The 16,365-nt window shown below is 53.2% G+C and carries 13 protein-coding genes; 6 read left to right on the plus strand and 7 right to left on the minus strand.

Annotated features, from left to right (window positions below; all coding sequences use genetic code 11):
* Positions 1-131 precede the first annotated feature (131 nt).
* Positions 132-1,190, minus strand: coding sequence for an acyloxyacyl hydrolase (locus tag ACS5NO_RS27650; RefSeq protein WP_439418127.1), 1,059 nt, complete (start codon positions 1,188-1,190; stop codon positions 132-134).
* Positions 1,191-1,500: 310 nt separating this feature from the next.
* Between ACS5NO_RS27650 and ACS5NO_RS27655 the strand changes: the two genes are divergently transcribed.
* Entirely contained in the window at positions 1,501-2,466 is a 966-nt protein-coding gene (locus tag ACS5NO_RS27655; protein WP_439418128.1) for an aldose 1-epimerase, read from the plus strand.
* A 118-nt stretch (positions 2,467-2,584) separates the two neighbouring features.
* Here ACS5NO_RS27655 and amaB read toward each other — a convergent pair whose 3' ends face one another.
* Positions 2,585-4,117, minus strand: coding sequence for an L-piperidine-6-carboxylate dehydrogenase (amaB, locus tag ACS5NO_RS27660; RefSeq protein ID WP_439418129.1), 1,533 nt, complete (start codon positions 4,115-4,117; stop codon positions 2,585-2,587).
* 209 nt (positions 4,118-4,326) lie between these two features.
* Between amaB and ACS5NO_RS27665 the strand changes: the two genes are divergently transcribed.
* Positions 4,327-5,040, plus strand: coding sequence for a hypothetical protein (locus ACS5NO_RS27665; RefSeq protein ID WP_439418130.1), 714 nt, complete (start codon positions 4,327-4,329; stop codon positions 5,038-5,040).
* A gap of 104 nt (positions 5,041-5,144) precedes the next feature.
* Positions 5,145-6,764 carry a hypothetical protein gene (locus ACS5NO_RS27670; protein WP_439418131.1) on the plus strand — a complete coding sequence of 540 codons (1,620 nt, stop codon included), beginning with the start codon at positions 5,145-5,147 and terminating at the stop codon, positions 6,762-6,764.
* A 109-nt stretch (positions 6,765-6,873) separates the two neighbouring features.
* Here ACS5NO_RS27670 and ACS5NO_RS27675 read toward each other — a convergent pair whose 3' ends face one another.
* From ACS5NO_RS27675 to ACS5NO_RS27685, 3 genes are all read right to left on the minus strand, one after another.
* On the minus strand, positions 6,874-8,034 hold the full coding sequence (locus tag ACS5NO_RS27675) for a PepSY-associated TM helix domain-containing protein (protein WP_439418132.1): 1,161 nt from the start codon (positions 8,032-8,034) through the stop codon (positions 6,874-6,876).
* Positions 8,035-8,046: 12 nt separating this feature from the next.
* Entirely contained in the window at positions 8,047-10,347 is a 2,301-nt protein-coding gene (locus tag ACS5NO_RS27680) for a TonB-dependent siderophore receptor (protein ID WP_439418133.1), read from the minus strand.
* A gap of 231 nt (positions 10,348-10,578) precedes the next feature.
* Positions 10,579-11,166, minus strand: a complete 588-nt coding sequence (locus ACS5NO_RS27685) for a DNA-3-methyladenine glycosylase (RefSeq protein WP_439418134.1) — start codon at positions 11,164-11,166, stop codon at positions 10,579-10,581.
* Positions 11,167-11,231: 65 nt separating this feature from the next.
* On the opposite strand from ACS5NO_RS27685, the gene ACS5NO_RS27690 reads away from it, so the two are divergent.
* Positions 11,232-12,284 (plus strand): saccharopine dehydrogenase family protein, encoded by a 1,053-nt coding sequence (locus ACS5NO_RS27690; RefSeq protein ID WP_439418135.1) that lies wholly within the window; start codon positions 11,232-11,234, stop codon positions 12,282-12,284.
* Between the two features lie 45 nt (positions 12,285-12,329).
* On the opposite strand, the gene ACS5NO_RS27695 is transcribed toward ACS5NO_RS27690, so the two are convergent.
* The gene (locus ACS5NO_RS27695) at positions 12,330-13,220 is read right to left on the minus strand and encodes a YicC/YloC family endoribonuclease (RefSeq protein WP_439418136.1); all 891 of its coding nucleotides are present in this window, start codon (positions 13,218-13,220) and stop codon (positions 12,330-12,332) included.
* Positions 13,221-13,226: 6 nt separating this feature from the next.
* Positions 13,227-14,387: a 4-hydroxythreonine-4-phosphate dehydrogenase PdxA gene (pdxA, locus tag ACS5NO_RS27700; protein ID WP_439418137.1), complete on the minus strand. Its 1,161-nt coding sequence runs from the start codon at positions 14,385-14,387 to the stop codon at positions 13,227-13,229.
* A gap of 157 nt (positions 14,388-14,544) precedes the next feature.
* On the opposite strand from pdxA, the gene ACS5NO_RS27705 reads away from it, so the two are divergent.
* Both ACS5NO_RS27705 and ACS5NO_RS27710 read left to right on the plus strand, forming a co-directional pair.
* The gene (locus tag ACS5NO_RS27705) at positions 14,545-15,519 is read left to right on the plus strand and encodes an NAD(P)-dependent oxidoreductase (RefSeq protein WP_439418138.1); all 975 of its coding nucleotides are present in this window, start codon (positions 14,545-14,547) and stop codon (positions 15,517-15,519) included.
* The gene (locus ACS5NO_RS27710; protein ID WP_439418139.1) at positions 15,519-16,364 is read left to right on the plus strand and encodes a serine hydrolase; all 846 of its coding nucleotides are present in this window, start codon (positions 15,519-15,521) and stop codon (positions 16,362-16,364) included. The genes ACS5NO_RS27705 and ACS5NO_RS27710 overlap by 1 nt, the downstream gene beginning before the upstream one ends.
* The last annotated feature ends 1 nt before the right edge of the window (position 16,365 follow it).

The following is a 16,365-nucleotide window of genomic DNA, read 5'->3' on the forward strand; positions in this document are numbered from 1 at the left end:
GCATTGCTCACTAAATACTATACGATGAAAAACCTCAAAAGTCACTTTTTCTCTTTCCATTTCATTAAATAATTATTCTTATACCCTGATTGCGGATCCGTGTTGAAAACGGCGGGCATTCCGGTGGTGGTCTACAGGCTGTAACCCGCCATCACGCTAAATCCTTTCGTATTTTCACCGTAGGCCTTTACACTCATACCGGCGGTGATTCCGTTTCGTAGCCGGTAGAGCAGGTTATAACGCTGATAGGAAGCCGGTTTATACCTGAGGGGACGGATGATGTTCCAGCCGTGGTGGGCGGCAAAAATAAAACGCCCCTGCCAGAATTCGTACCCCGCCAGAATGGTAGCCTGACGGGCATCAGTGGCTTTCCCTTTGGTCCAAGTTATGAGTTGTTCCTTAAAATACCGGTCGTCCACCAGTTCGAAGCCTGCCGAAAAGGCATGGTTTCGCGTCACCCGGTATCCTCCCACCACATTCACACCAAATACCGGCAACGCCATTTCTGGCTTTGTATCTGTTTCAGGCAATACCCGCACCGACCCCATCATCAAAACCCGGCTCATCCACCGCCGGGTTAAGGGAGCCGGAATCCACAGGCGGGTGTCGGGAAAAACCGCCGGATGCAATTGGTATTGGGCTCCCAGGGCGATGGTCGGAACATTCATGCCCTGGTTGGGCAATCGCGTACCGGCGTTGGAAATATGGTTGTAGGTAGCACCGAGCGTCAGATCCCACTGCTTCGTCAGCCGATAGTGGCCCGTAAAACTGGCGGCAATCAAGGCACTGACGGGCATGCTGAAGTGGTCATTGGTCGGATTGTCAACGGGGTCGTAAACCCGGGTCAGGTACGTGAGTCCGGCCAGTCCCCGAACCGAAAAATACAACCGACTGCGGTAATTGATCAGGGGTTCAAAAAACAGACCAGCGCCCATCGTGCGTCCCAGCGGATCGGGATTGCGGAACGTGATGTAGTTGATATAACCACCCACCTGCGCAAAACACTGGCAGTTTTCCCAGGCCCGCCGACGCAAACTTACCTGACTATAAGCCAGTTCAAGGCCGATTGGGGTTTGCCGGGAAGCCGGAACAACTTGATTGGATTTTGAGATTCCCTGCTGCCAGGTTAAACCAAATTGCCGCTGAGCCGTTAAAGTATCTGTGCCTGCCTGTCCGAACGCAGACGACATAAACCCCGGTAAAAGCACGAGAAGCCAGTAAAAATTCCGCATAAATACTTGTCTTATAAATAGTTTTTTAGTTGCTATTTTTCAACAAGTTACATGCCATTTTTTATCTTTTAAAAGTTATTTTATTCAAAATGGCCACTTTATTATTTAATACTATTTGTGATGGCTTTAATCCAAAAAAAGTCCTTTTAGGAGTCCTGTCCCGGGCTGAATCCGCACAAAAAATAAAAAGTGTCTATCTTCGTGTTTCCGGTTTAGTACACAAAGCGTACCCGACTATCCCCAGTTGACATCTTAATCGAATCGAAAAATGCCTTTTGAAATCCACCACCAGCCTTTTGGCGCATTTACCGAATATTTTATTCACAACATCGAAACCCGCGAATTTGTCAGCCTGCTGCCCGCCCACGGTGCTATGGTCCGGCAACTGGTGCTGCGTCACCAGCGCTCGACTCAGGAGTCCAAACTGGTTTCACTCATCCGGGCACCCAAATCGCAACAGGCGGTGTTGGCCGACGAAACCCACGCCAGCGCCCTGCTTTTCCCGTTTCCCAGCCGCATCCGGCACGGTATTTATGCTTTTGAAGGTGAAATGTTTACCCTCCCGATGAATGAAGCCCACCACGATAACGCCATTCACGGTTTTGTCTTTGGAAAAGCTTTTGAACTGTTTGGGCAGGAAATCAGCGAATCGGAAGCCTCGCTGACGCTCCGCTACCTCCACGACGGCTCCTACCCCGGCTACCCCTTTCCGTTTGAATTCAGAATCCGCTATACCTTGTCAACAGCCGGTCTGACGGTGGCCTACGAAGCCCAGAATACCGGTAACCGAACCGCCCCTGTCAGCTTTGGCTGGCACCCCTACTTTACCCTGAACGAAGAACCCGTCGACCAACTGACCATTGAATTACCGGCCGCCAAGCAAGTTTTGCTGGACGACCGTCTGCTGCCGGTTGGCGAGGAAGTTTTCGAACAGAAAGGCGAACTGGCGCTCCGCGATCGGGTGCTGGATGCTGCATTTATCGTTGAAGAAAACAATGGAGAGGGCGTCACGACGGTTTTGCGGTCGGCCAAACAGCGTCTGCAACTGAACGTCTGGCAGGAAACCGGCCCGGGAAAATTCAAATATCTGGTCGTCTATACCCCAGCCGGTCGCGACAACATCGCTATCGAATCGCTCACCAGCAACGTCAACGCCCTCAACAACGGCCAGGGCCTCATCATTCTGGAACCCAACGAAGTGGCCAAAGGCACCATTCGGGTTAGTTTGAGTTAAGAGTGATGAGTTAAGAGTTAAGAGTGATGAGTTGGCTGACGCATTCAATGGCTCAGGCCAACTCTTAACTCATCACTCTTAACTCATCACTCTTAACTCATCACTCTTAACTCTTAATTCATAATTCAAATTTAATCCCCTGCGCCAGCGGAAGTGTGGTTCCGTAGTTGATGGTGTTGGTTTGACGGCGCATGTAGGCTTTCCAGGAATCGGAGCCGGATTCGCGACCGCCCCCGGTTTCTTTTTCGCCCCCGAAGGCCCCGCCAATTTCGGCACCCGATGTGCCAATGTTCACGTTCGCAATACCGCAATCCGACCCGGCGGCCGAAAGAAACCGCTCGGCTTCGCGCAAATTGAGCGTAAAAACCGCTGATGACAAGCCCTGCGGAACACCGTTTTGCAGCGCGATGGCTTCTTCCAGTGTCTGGTATTTCAGCAAATACAAGATCGGTGCAAACGTCTCGTGCTGAACAATTTCGGTCTGCGCGGGCATCTCGGCAATGGCGGGCCGGACGTAACAGCCCGATTCGAAAGCGGGACCTTCCAGCACTTCACCGTCGATCAGCAACCGCCCCCCCTGCTCCTTGATCTGGAACAAGGCCGATTGATAAACCGACACAGCCGCCCGGTCGATCAGCGGCCCAACGTGGTTTTGCTCTTCCAGCGGATTTCCGATGCGAAGCTGCCCGTAGGCTTTTACCAGACGCTGCTTGACATCCTCATAAACCGACTCCTGAATAATCAGCCGTCGCGTGGACGTACACCGCTGACCGGCGGTTCCTACCGCACCAAACACAATGGCGGGAATGGCGACGTTCAGATCGGCATGTTGCGAAATAATAATGGCGTTGTTTCCGCCCAGTTCGAGCAAATACCGGCCCAGTCGTCCGGCAACGGTTTGCGCCACCGCCTTGCCCATGCGCGTGGAACCGGTGGCCGACACCAGCGCAATCCGCGGGTCTTCCGCCAGCCACGCACCCACCTCACGTCCACCCGTTATCAGACACGAAACACCTTCCGGAACCTCGTTTTGCTCCAGCACGTCTTTGATAATCTGCTGACACGCCAAAGCCGTGAGGGGTGTTTTTTCCGACGGTTTCCAGATGCAGACGTTGCCACAGACCCAGGCCAGCATCGCGTTCCACGACCAAACCGCTACCGGAAAATTGAAGGCCGAAATAATGCCGACGACACCCAGCGGATGCCACTGTTCGTACATCCGGTGGTCGGGGCGCTCGCTGTGCATGGTTTGACCGTAGAGCTGTCGCGACAGACCCACGGCAAAATCGCAGATGTCGATAATTTCCTGCACCTCGCCCATCCCCTCCTGCAGAGATTTTCCCATTTCGTAACTGACGAGCGTGCCGAGTTCTTTTTTGTACTGCCGAAACTGCTCACCCATCTGTCTGACAATCTCGCCCCGTTTTGGTGCCGGAACGCTCCGCCATTCCAGGAATGCCGCCCGGGCGGTTTCCACCACCTGGTTGTAGTCTTCGTGCGTGGTGGGAAAAACGCGGGCCATCAATTGGCCGTCGACGGGTGAATATGAATCCAGCAGGTGTTCTTCCGCAGCCGAGTGCCAAAAGGCCTGGCCGGTGCTGGTGCCCGACATCAGTGGCTGTGTTTTTAGTTTTTGAAGGAATTGTTGCATACCGGTAATTTATTCAAAAGCCCTCAGTTTGACACACCAAACGTTAATGCGGCTAATTTGAGAACAAAATTATTATAAAGGAACCCGCTAATGTGATAAATATTCTTCTACTCCGACCAATTACTAATATTTCATATCCATTTCAAATTTGTTGTCTGATAATTGCTTAACTTCCGATAATAAATCTGTTTACTAACTAATAAGTGCGTATGAATAAACCAGTTACAGCTTTTTTATTATTCTTTTTAATCACCACCAGCGCGATGCGTTTAGCCGCACAATCGGTTCGTGATTCCATCCGATTACAACCCGCTCCGTACGCCATTGGTTTACAGGTGGGCACCACCGGTCTGGGGATTCAACTCGCCAAAAACCTCCGCCCCGACGCCCGGATTGTGGGTCGTGTCGGCGTCAGTTACTTTGCTTACGACGGTGTTTTCCGGGTAAAAGCCGGGGAGGGCAAGCTGAACATCACGCCCGATCTGGTGGTGGGTATTGCGCTGGCGTCCGTCAAGTGGCACCCCTTCAAGCGCAACCAGCTTTTCATAACCGGTGGGGCGGGCTATACGTGGCGGCCCGATTTGACCGCCAATGTGATTGCCGAGGGCAAAGTAAAATTCGGTGGCATTGAGATTTCGGAAGAAAACGTTGGTGTGGTCAATGCCTCGCTGAAGTGGAACAGCGTGCTGGGCTACGCCGGTTTCGGCTACGGCCGCTCAACGCCCGTCCGCCGGTTGGGTTTTGCGGTGGAGTTAGGCGCGTATTACCTCGGTTCACCCAAAGTCGATCTGCAATACACCGGTTTTCTGGAAACCACCACCATCGACGAACAAATACCGGTTATTCAGCAAAATCTAAAAAGTTATCGCTTTCTACCCTCTCTTCAATTTTTATTGACCTACGGTTTATTCAACAGAAAATAGAGTATAGATGAAAGAAATGAGACCCATAGCCATGGTGTATCTACAAGCCAAGCTTCGTCTTTCTTCTCTTGTCTCTCCTCTTTACTCAACAAAATCATCTCGTTATGAAACGTTTATTATCAATGGTGTGTGTGCTGGTGGTAGGGTTGCTCGATGCATGCCAGAATCCGGTCGAAAATGTTGAACTCAAATTTAAAGACCCGCTGGCGGTAGCCGTTCAGGTCAAATATACCATTCCAGCCGGGTTGACGCCCGATAAACTCACTGTCAAAATTGCGGGGCCGGACGCCGAAAAAATTGTTACGACGCTCAATACCAAAAAATTTAAACTGACTTCCGATGGCAAATTGTTTCTGTGTTTGTCGCCCTCCACAACGGTCTCACCCACGGCTCCGATTCGGTTCAACATTGTGACCCTGGCCGATGAGCTGGTCGATAACATCCAGGAAATCAGGCTGGAAAACACAACACCCCGCAACCTGACCATCCCGTTGCTAAGTACGAAAAACAACGCCGAACCCGCTCACCAATCGTTCAAGAGCAGCGACAACGGAACGGTGCAAACGGCGGCTACGGTGCAGACGAAAGCCGAACCCAACGTGACCCAGGCAACCGTCACGGTGCCGCAGGGCAGTGAGGTGAAAGACGTGGCCGGCCAGCCGGTGGGTGGCGACCTGACCGTAACGGCCGATCCCATCAACAACAGCTCAACGACAAAGGCGGTTTCGGAATTACCGGGCAACGGCATCATCAACGCATCGACACCCGCCGGTGGTTTTCTGGGCAATCAGCAGGTTCTGTCGGTCGCCGGTGGTGCCCACATAACGGTTTATAACGATGACTATCAACTGGCAAAAACGTTTTCGAAACCGATCCGGATTTCCTTTGCCCTCAGTTCGCAGATGATGAACCCGACGCTAGGACGAAACATCCAGCCGGGTGATGTCATTCCGTTGTTCAGCTTCGATGAAGTTGCCAATAAATGGACGCGGGAAGAACCCGGCAAGGTGCAGCGGGCGACCAATGGCAGCCTGGAATACGTGGCCGACATCAGCCACCTTTCACTCTGGGTGGCGGCTTTCACCGAAGAGGTTTGCGCCGATGGCCCGACGTTCAAATTTGTCAGTAACTATCCCGACCGCAGCCCGGCCTACCGTGTGGAAGCCATCGACCAGGACGGCAACATCGTGGTGCGCGCCGGAAATCCGCTCACCTTTTCCACGGCCATCAACAATGGCAGTTCGGTTCGGCTGACCAACCTGAAAAAAGGGTTGCGAATCCGGCTCCGGTTGTACGACAATGCCAGCAAAGCCTACGTTTCGCCCGAAATTGACGCCTGTGCCAACAGCGAGGTCTCATTCGATCTGAAAGCGGTTCCTTACACCCCACTGCCGCCCGCAGCGCCCGACAGCCGCCGGGAAGTGACCATTTTCTTCAACTTCAAGTGCGGCCCCAACGGTGTGAATCCGGACAAATTGCCGTTTAAAGTCTTGTATGCGCAATACCGGGCAGCCGGAAGCCAGGACGACTGGCAGGACCTGCCCACGCTGGCATTTCCTTCGCTCAGTGCGAAAGTGATGATCCAGCTCAACAAGGCGTATGACTTGCGGGCCGGTTCCATTCCGGATCGTCTGGATATTGAAATCAACAATTACACCGTCACCAGCACAAGCTGGCCCATTAACTTCACGACGGAAGAAAGTAAACAGTATTGCAATCCGTAAGGTCAGTGTAAGGTTTACGGTATTCGGTTTTCAGTTTACGGTGGCTGACGCATTCTCATGTAAGCGCGCGTCAGCTACCGTAAACTGAAGACCGAATACCGTAAACCGTTTAAACCGCCTGGGTTTTCGCTAAGCGCCGTTGCGGTTTGAGGACCTTTTTCTTCCGGCGTCCCCACCAGATGATGAAACCAGTCACGGGCAAACTGGCGCAGATCAGGCTGGCACAGAAGGCCAGAATTTTGCCGGGTAAACTCAGAATGGCACCCACGTGAATATCGTAATTCATCCGCCGGAGTTTATCGCCAAAACCGGCGGTTTCGTATTCGCCGAAGTAGGGACCTTCGCCGGTTAAGGCTTTCAGTGTGTATTGATCGAAGGTGTAATAATCTGTTTTGTAATAGGTTCCGGGCCGGTGGTTGATCGAAACCGAAATGGATTCCGAGGCTCGTTCGGGACAGGAAATATACAGGCTGGCGGTTTCGGTTTTGTTCTTGTAAAACTGCCGCCAAAGTCGGTCACCGGGGTTTGTATACCGCCGGGTTTGGGTTGAATCCGACAGAGGAAGCTGATAGTCAGGCATGGTTTTTCCGCCCGAGGTGGTCCAGTAAATCGAATTACCCAGCCACTGAATCCCGAAAATCATGCCGGTTATGGCCAAAACCAGCGAAATGAACAGGGCGTAAAAACCAGGCACATTGTGAAGGTCGTAATTAACCCGTCGCCACTGGGCTTTCCACTTGACTTTGAAGCTCTTATCCCGATTGGACCGACTCCATTTTTTCGGCCACCACAGCACCATTCCGGTAATCAGCAGGATCGTAAAAACCAGCGTCCCATACGCCACGACCGGTTGACCGATTTCTTCCGGTAACCACAAATAGTAATGCCCGTGCAGAATGAAATGAAAGAAATCCGTTTCTTCATCCACCACCTTCAACACTTCGCCCGTATACGGATTCAGATACACCTGAACATAATAATCGGGATTTGCGCCGTAAAACGGCACGTTGACGCTGTGACCCAACGCCCCGTAATTAACGCCTTTCGCCGGTTTTCCCGGAACCTGCTTCTCCGCAATAGCCTGTAATCGGGAAGGCGGCAGAACGATGCCGTTGGCTACCGGCTCAACATACTGAAACGGGCGAACGATGCTTTTGATTTCCTGCTCAAAGACCAGAATACAGCCCGTGATCGCCACCACAAACACCAAAAGCCCGGACGCCAGTCCGAGCCAGAGGTGTAGTTTTCCAACTAACTTTTTTACCGTCATTCGATCTACCTGTCAAAATTTATACCCTAAACTCAGCCGGAAATTGCGGGGTGCCTCGGCCTGCCAGTAATAGGCTTTGCTCCAGGCATAATAAGCCCCCGAATACAGATAAGCATCCAGAATATTGTTCACATTCAGCGCGACACTCATGCGGTTATTCTGCCAGGAGATAGCGCCATCCAGCCGGAATGTGTTGGGCATCGTTGGCTTGTCATCGACAGCATCCGAAAACCAGCCGTAGCGGTCGAGTTGCCACTGATACCCGAGCGAAGCACCCAATCCCTGCAAGACACCCTTCCGCAAGCGATACGACAGCCAGGCGTTGGTTACGTGTTTGCTAAAACCGGGAACCGGCAGTCCCACGTTTTCCGACTTCGTATCTTTCGTAATTTTGCCATCGGTGTAGGCATAATTGATCACCAGATTCATGCCGGGCAACAGTTCGCCCCGAACGTCCACTTCAACCCCTTTGGTCTGGGTCTCGCCCAGTTGAATCGAATAATTGGGGTTAGTTGGATCAGTGGTCAACACGTTGTTTTTCGTGATCTGATACACCGAAACCGTCGAGTTCCAGTGACCGTCGGCCCAGTCTTTCTTCAAACCGGCTTCGAGGTTATTGCCCGTAATCGGATCGAAGGCTCTGCCCTGCCGGTCGGCACCCGACTGCGGCACAAAAGCCTGGTCATACAGGGCGTAAATTGAAGTCTGTTTATTGATCGAACCGCTGATCCCGACGCGGGGTGTGAACTTCGTTTCATTCGTTCCGGCCCCATACTGGCTGTCTTTTACCGACGTCAACCGACCCGCCAGCGTCAACCGAATCCGATCCTGCCAGAACCGAAGTTCATCCTGCACGTATAAACCGGTGAATGACTGACTCATGACGTTGACGCCGGCACGGGCACGCAGGCTGGTCGAGCGGTCGAATTTCGGAATCAAATGAGCGGGCAGGTAATAATTCGGCGAATTGGAGTTGAACACGAAGGTGCTGTCATAGAGCGGAAAACTCTGACCCCAATCGGCCATGTATTTCTTGTTTCCCAAATCCAGACCGCCCAGAATCCGATGAATAACCGGCCCGGTCGTCACTTCGCCATTGACAAAAATTTGCCCGAACTTGCTTTCGTTGGCGGCATCCCAGATCCCGTTGTAGCTGTAAATCCGCCCGTCGGTTTTCGCCGAATCGGCCCAGAGCGAACTGCCGACCTGGTTGAAATTGAAATATGCCAGTTGCCCCGTCAGTTTCCAGTTGTCACTGATCTGGTGCTCAAAAATCAGGAAAGCACTGTGGTCATGAATAACCGTAGGATCAAGGTTCGCAAAGGAGTTGGTCGCATTGCGGGGCTGTTTGGCCAAGCCGTTGGCGTCGAATACGTACGCGGAACCGATCGCCGACATCTGGGAATACTGGTAGGTGTATTCGGCCGTAATCGACGTCTGCTCGTTGATTTTGTACTTGACCACCGGCGCAATCGTATACCGGTTATTGAACTCGAAATCGCGGTGCGAGCCTTTCGACTGCCCCATTACGTTCAGTCGATACAACAGGCGGTTGTCCTGGCTCAGTTTCCCGTCCAGATCGAGGGTGGCGCGGTAGGTATCGAAACTTCCGACCGCGAAGGCGGCTTCGCCACGCGTCACACCAGTCGGTTTTTTGGTCACGACATTGTAAAAACCGCTCGGTTCGCCGTTGGCCATCATAAATCCGGCCGGGCCTTTCACAAACTCGATCCGCTCCACCATCGACAAATCTTCCGCCAGCGGCCCCCAGGTCGATTGCACGTTCATCCCGTTGCGGAAGGGTGCCACCCGCGATCCACGCATGTTCAGCCGGGCGTAATTGTCCCAGTGTTCCTGCCGGGTAACGCCACTGACGTTCCGGGAAACGCCTTCCAGCATGTCGAAAATCTGCTGGTCAGCCAGTAACTGCCGGTTTACCACCTGGATGTTTTGCGGCACTTCCAGCAAGGGCGTTTTCAGGCGCAGGCTGGATGAGGGAATGTCGGTTTTGTACGAGTTTTTCCCTTCGACCACCACTTCATCCAGTTGTTCGGCGTTTTCGAGCACGGTCAGATCGGGCACCTGAGTGGTTTCACCCGCCACCACCATCACGGCCTGGCGAATGCGGGCGTGGCCCACGCGGCTGATGACCAGCACCTGCGGACCAGCCGGTACGTTCGGGATCAGGTATTCGCCGGATTCGTTGGTAATGGTCCCCAGGCGGGTTCCCGCCACGCGAACGTTGGCCTGCGCCAGTGGCCGGGCGTCGGCAGTGCGGGTTTTTCCGGTAATCGAACCGGTATTTTGAGCCATTGCTGTAAAGCAAAACAGACTCATACAGAGCACAGAAAGGGGTATAAAGAGACGGTTTGTTAACGTAGATCTGATCATTTCGGTTGTATTCACAAATATTATTTAGACTAATTATTGATTGCAAAGGTATATCCGAACGGATTGCGTCCCAATATTTTCATCAAAATTTTAGTCGAATTTGGCAAAAACCGGCTCTAGCCTGCGAAAAGCGCCTTTTATCGTATTAAGAATTTACGGCTTACTCACAAACCGGTTACCTTTCACATAGAACCGGTAGGGCAAATCGGCGCCCTGTGTAATACCGATGCGCGTTGTCGTCACCAGTTCGAAGTTATTCAGTTGGCTGGGGCGAATGTAAATATGAGATTCGGTGAGTGACAGGAAGTTGTGATCCCGCGAGATGCCCATCGCAATCACCAGTTTGCCGGGGCCGCTGGTCAGTCCGCGCAAACCGGCTTTGGTAGCGGGATCGAGATTCCGCCGTTTGCCCATCAGGTCGATGCCTTCGGTGGGTTCCAGCGCCCGAATCAGAACAGCCTCCCCCACATCTTCCGGCCCCGTAACGACGTTCAGGCAATGGTAAAAACCGTAAATCAAGTATACGTACAGCGTTCCCGCCGGGCCGAACATGGCCGCATTGCGGGCGGTTTTGCGTCGGTAGGCATGGCAGGCCGGGTCGCCGGTCAGGTAGGCTTCGGTTTCCACGATGATGCCCGCCGTGGTTCCTTCCGGGCTTTCATGAACCAGTTCGCAGCCTAGCAGACGTTGGGCGAGCGTAATGGTATCGTGATTTTCGTAAAATGTGAGGGGTAGTTTCATGAATTCCTTTTCTGTAAAAACTTAGTACCTTGCCAATGCAGATCGTTCAATGCATAAACACGCCTATGAAAAAAGTTCTTGTGATTGGCCTGGGAAAAGTCGGCTCGCTGGTCGGGATTCTCCTCAACAAACGCTTCACCGTAACCGGTTTTGACAAACTACCCCCGGTCTACGACCTCCCCTTCCCGGTTATTTCGGGTGATGTTACCGACGAAGCCACCCTCCGGCAAACACTGGCCGACTTCGACGCCGTGGTCTCCTGCCTGCCCTACAACCTGAACCTGCCGATTGCCACCACCGCCTGGCAATTGGGCCTTCATTATTTTGACCTGACGGAAGACGTGCCGACCACGACCGCCATTCGGCTGATGGCCGAAACCGCCAAAGCCGTCATGGCTCCGCAGTGTGGGCTGGCACCGGGTCTGATCGGCATTGTTGGGGCTGACCTCGCCAAACGGTTCACCAAACTCCGGGATATCGAACTGCGTGTGGGCGCTCTGCCGCGCTATCCGAACGGCTTACTGGGTTATTCGTTTACATGGTCGCCAGCCGGGGTGATCAATGAATACCTAAACGATTGTGAAGTGATTTCCAACGGCGTTTTCAAAACCGTCCCGGCCCTCGACGGCATCGAAGTGATCAACATCGAAGGGCAGGAATTCGAAGCCTTCAGCACTTCCGGTGGCCTGGGAACCATGTGCGAAACCTACGCCGGGCAGGTCGATACGCTGAATTACAAGACCATTCGTTACCCCGGTCACGCCAAACTGATGCGGTTTTTATTGTACGAACTGATTCTGAAAGACAAACGCGTGCTGGTCGAGCAGATTCTGACCGAAGCCAAACCGCCCGTGCAGGCCGATGTGGTATATGTGTATGCCGTGGTCGAAGGCTGGAAAGGGGCGGTTCTCGAACGCGAAGAGTTTTACCGGGCCTATCACCCCCGCGAAATCGACGGGCAACCCTGGCGGGCCATCTCTTGGACCACCGCCGGATCGGTAGCCGCCGTCGTTGAGTTGGTGGCCGACGGCTTGCTGCCCCAAGAAGGCTTCATCAAACAGGAAGACATTCCGTTTGAGCACCTGCTGGCAACCCAGAACGGAGCGTTTTTTAAATAACTCTGACAGGGTCGAAGAGCGTATCGACCCTGTCAGAGTTCGGGCTTAAATCACATTCAGCGTCTGCTCCTTGATTTTCTCCAGTTCGTCTTTCATCTGCACCACCAGCCGCTGAATGGCGGCATCGTTGGCTTTGGAACCGATGGTGTTGATTTCCCGCCCAATCTCCTGTGCAATGAAATTAAGTTTTTTACCATTGGCCTCCTCAGCCGCGAGCACTTCCATGAAATAACTCAGGTGGTTTTTCAACCGGACTTTTTCTTCCGAAATGTCAAATTTCTCGATGTAATAAATCAGCTCCTGCTCAAACCGGTTCTGGTCGAATTCGTCACTGCCCATCAATTCGACGACCATGCTGCGAACCCGTTCGCGAACCGCCGGAATGCGCTTCACATCCTGCACCTCGATCAGCGTCAGGCGGTCGGTAATGATCTGGATGTACTCCCTAAACTTGATTTCCAGGCCATTGCCCTCCTGCTGCCGAAATTCATCACATTTCCGAACGGCTTCCAGGGCAGTCAACTGAATCAGTTCCCAGTCGCTGGCGGCCGTGTCCGACGCACTGGAGGCTTCCGAATTGAAGGCGTTGGGCTGTTGCAAAGCCAGTTTGAACAGATCCCCATCCGCCACATCCAGCAAAAGTCCCTGCGAGGTTTCGCGGAGGTCTTTCAGATAGGCTTCGATCAAGGGGCGGTTGACGGTCACCCCCGGCCGAACATCCGACAGGCGGGTCACATTCAGCGACAGCTCCACTTTGCCGCGCTCCAGTTTCTGCGTGAGCAGATTCCGCAATTCAACTTCTTTATCGGAGAACACCCTCGGTAACCGGCAATAAATATCCAGAAACTTAGAATTCAACGTTTTTACTTCAGCAGTTACCGTCAGCCCGTTGGCTTCCTGGGTGGCACTGCCGAACCCGGTCATCGATTTTAGCATAATTTTTTAAGCAGACTGCTCACTTATTTTACCACTTGGCGTTTTCTTATTCAAGGCATTCCGTTCAATTTCCGCCATTTCTTTGCGGTATTTCGACACATCGCAGGCCACATAAATCGCCTGAATCATCGAAGTTTCGTCGGCCAGGTTTTTCCCGGCAATGTCATACGCCGTTCCGTGGTCGGGCGAGGTGCGAACCACCGGCATCCCGGCCGTAAAATTGACGCCCTCGTCGAACGCAATGGTTTTGAAGGGAATCAACCCCTGGTCGTGGTACATCGCCAGCACGGCATCGTACTTGCGATACGCCCGGGTTCCGAAAAAACCGTCCGACGCAAACGGCCCGTAGATCAACTGCCCCTTGTTGCGCAATTCCTGAATCAGCGGTTTCAGAATTTCCTGCTCCTCGTTACCCAGCAATCCCTCTTCGCCCGCGTGTGGGTTGAGCCCCAGCACCGCAATGCGCGGTTTTCGGATGCCAAAATCGCCCCGTAAGGATTGGTACATCAAATGCAGTTTCTGCAACACTTTCTCTTTCGTGATGTTCGACCGGATGCGACCCAGCGGAATATGGCCCGTCACGACACCAACCCGCAACACGTCACTCACCAGAAACATCAGGTTTTCTTTGACCCCGAAGGCTTCGGCAAAATATTCGGTATGACCCGGAAATTGGAAGGTTTCGGTCTGGATGTTATTTTTATTAATCGGAGCCGTCACAATGGCATCCAGATGACCCGCCTTGAGGTCTTCCGTGGCCCGTTGCAAACACGCCAGCGCAGCCTGTCCGGCTTCGGGTGTCACTTTGCCCGGCTGAACTTCCTGCCCCTGCCGATCCCCGCCCGGATTTCCGCCCTGGTCGTTCCAGCAGGTGATGACGTTGGTAAACTTCGGATTGGCCTGCCCAACCTGCTGAATCCCGTTCAGGTTCCAGTCTTTCAACGACAGGCCACTTTGCTGCAACATATTCCGATAGCGGTTCAGAACACGCATCGAACCATAGATAACCGGGGTGCAGATTTTCTGCAAGCGGTTGTGTTGCAGGGCTTTCAGGATGACTTCCGGCCCAATCCCGTTGTAATCCCCGAGGGTGATTCCGATGACTGGCCGACGGGTTTGGGGTTCCGGTTGGCGTTCGTTATTTTTCTCCGATTGGCGCGGTTCCATTTAAGTTATTAGTTTCGCCCTTGTGTTCGATTGAACGATGAACAACGCCTGCAGAACAGCAGTTTTTCTTCCCGAAGCCCTTAGTAAGCGTTCTCAGATCGTGTTCATTCGTCATTGTTCATGGTTCATTTTTTTGCAAGTTACAAAAACCATACGGATGTCCCAGATTCAACCCATAATCCTGATTGCCGACGAAATGCACCCCTCTCTGTTTCCCATGCTCGAACAGGCGGGGTTTGCCTTTCGGTATGAACCCAAAATCTCACGAAGTGAGCTGATTGAGCAGATCGCCGATTACGAAGGGTTGCTGATCCGGAGCAAAACACCGGTCGATGCCGAAGTGCTGGCAGCGGCCCGGCGACTTCTTTTTATTGGCCGCGCCGGTGCCGGACTCGATCTGATCGATCTTGAGCTGGCCCACCAGCGAAACATTCGCGTTTTTCACGCGGGGGAAGGCAACCGCGATGCGGTGGCCGAACATACCGTGGGCATGTTGCTGGGCTTGCTGGCCAACATTGCCAAAAGCGACCGGGAAGTGCGGCAGGGCGTTTGGGATCGGGAAGGAAACCGGGGTTATGAACTCGGCAGCCTGACCGTCGGCATCGTCGGGTTTGGCAACAACGGCCGGGCCACGGCGCGTCGGCTCAGCGGTTTTGGATGCCGGGTGTTGTGTTACGACAAATACCTGACGCAGTATGCCGGAGCCTACGCCCAGGAAGCCGAAATGGAACAAATCCTGGAAGAAGCTGACGTGCTGAGCCTGCACGTTCCGCTGACCGACGAAACCCGGATGATGATCGGCGATGCGTTTATCGAACGCGTCGAAAAGCCGTTTTTTCTGATCAATATTGCCCGGGGCGAAATCGTGTCCCTGCCCGCCCTGGTGCGGGGGCTGGAAAGTGGAAAAGTCCGGGGGGCGTGTCTGGATGTGCTGGAAAATGAAAAACTTGCCAAACTGACGCCCGATCAGCAGGCAGCGTTCGATTATCTCCGCCAATCAGACCGGGTTTTGCTAACGCCCCACGTGGCGGGTTGGACCCACGAAAGTTACGTCCGCATCAATGAAGTGCTGGTGACCCAACTGAAAACTGTACTTCCCAACCAACCTGACTTAAACGTTCCATCCCGGTAATGACCCTCGTTTTTCGCTTTGCTCTCCTTCTCGTTCTTTCCCTCTTTTTGGCTCCCATTTTGGCAACGGCCCAGATTCTGCCCGATAAATTAACCGGTTATCTCCAAAAATTACCGGCTCAGACCCAGGTGAATGTAGCCTTCGAATCCCTGACCGACAGCACCCGGTTTTTTCATCTTTCCGACGAACTGGTTCCATCGGCGAGCGTCATCAAGATTCCGATTCTGATCGAAACGATGGAACAGGTAAAAGCCGGGAAATTCGATCTCGACAAAGTCCATGTGCTGCTGGCATCGGAGAAAACCGGCGGTTCAGGGGTTTTGCAAACCTATCCCGACGAAAGCAAGATCACCAACCTGGAGGTCCTGACCCTGATGATGACCCGCAGCGACAATACCGCCACCAACATTCTGATCCGGGAACTAGGCATGGACAACATCAACCGCCGAATGCAAACCCTGGGCCTCACGAAGAGCCGCCTGAACCGGATGATGATGGACACCCTGGCCGCCAAACAGGGCCGGGAAAACCGGGTAACCGCCCGGGAAATGAACCTGTTACTGAAGAAAATTTATCGCAACGAAGTGGCGACACCGGCCCTCTGCGCCCAGATGATCGACATCTTGAAGCGTAACGCGGACCAGACCACGTTCCGGCTGTTTCTGCCCCCGTCGGCTGTTATTGCCCACAAAACCGGGGAGCTTACGTACGTCCGGGGGGATGCCGGTATTTTTTACGTCACCAAGCCCTTTCTGCTCTCGGTTTTTGTGCAGGGCACCACCACTCCGGAAGCCGAAAAAATCATTGGCGAAATCGCGGCCATTTGCTACAACCAGTATCAGTAAG

Origin of the sequence: Larkinella fluvii, assembly GCF_051857545.1 — a bacterium.
In the GTDB taxonomy this organism is placed as follows: Bacteria; Bacteroidota; Bacteroidia; order Cytophagales; family Spirosomataceae; genus Larkinella.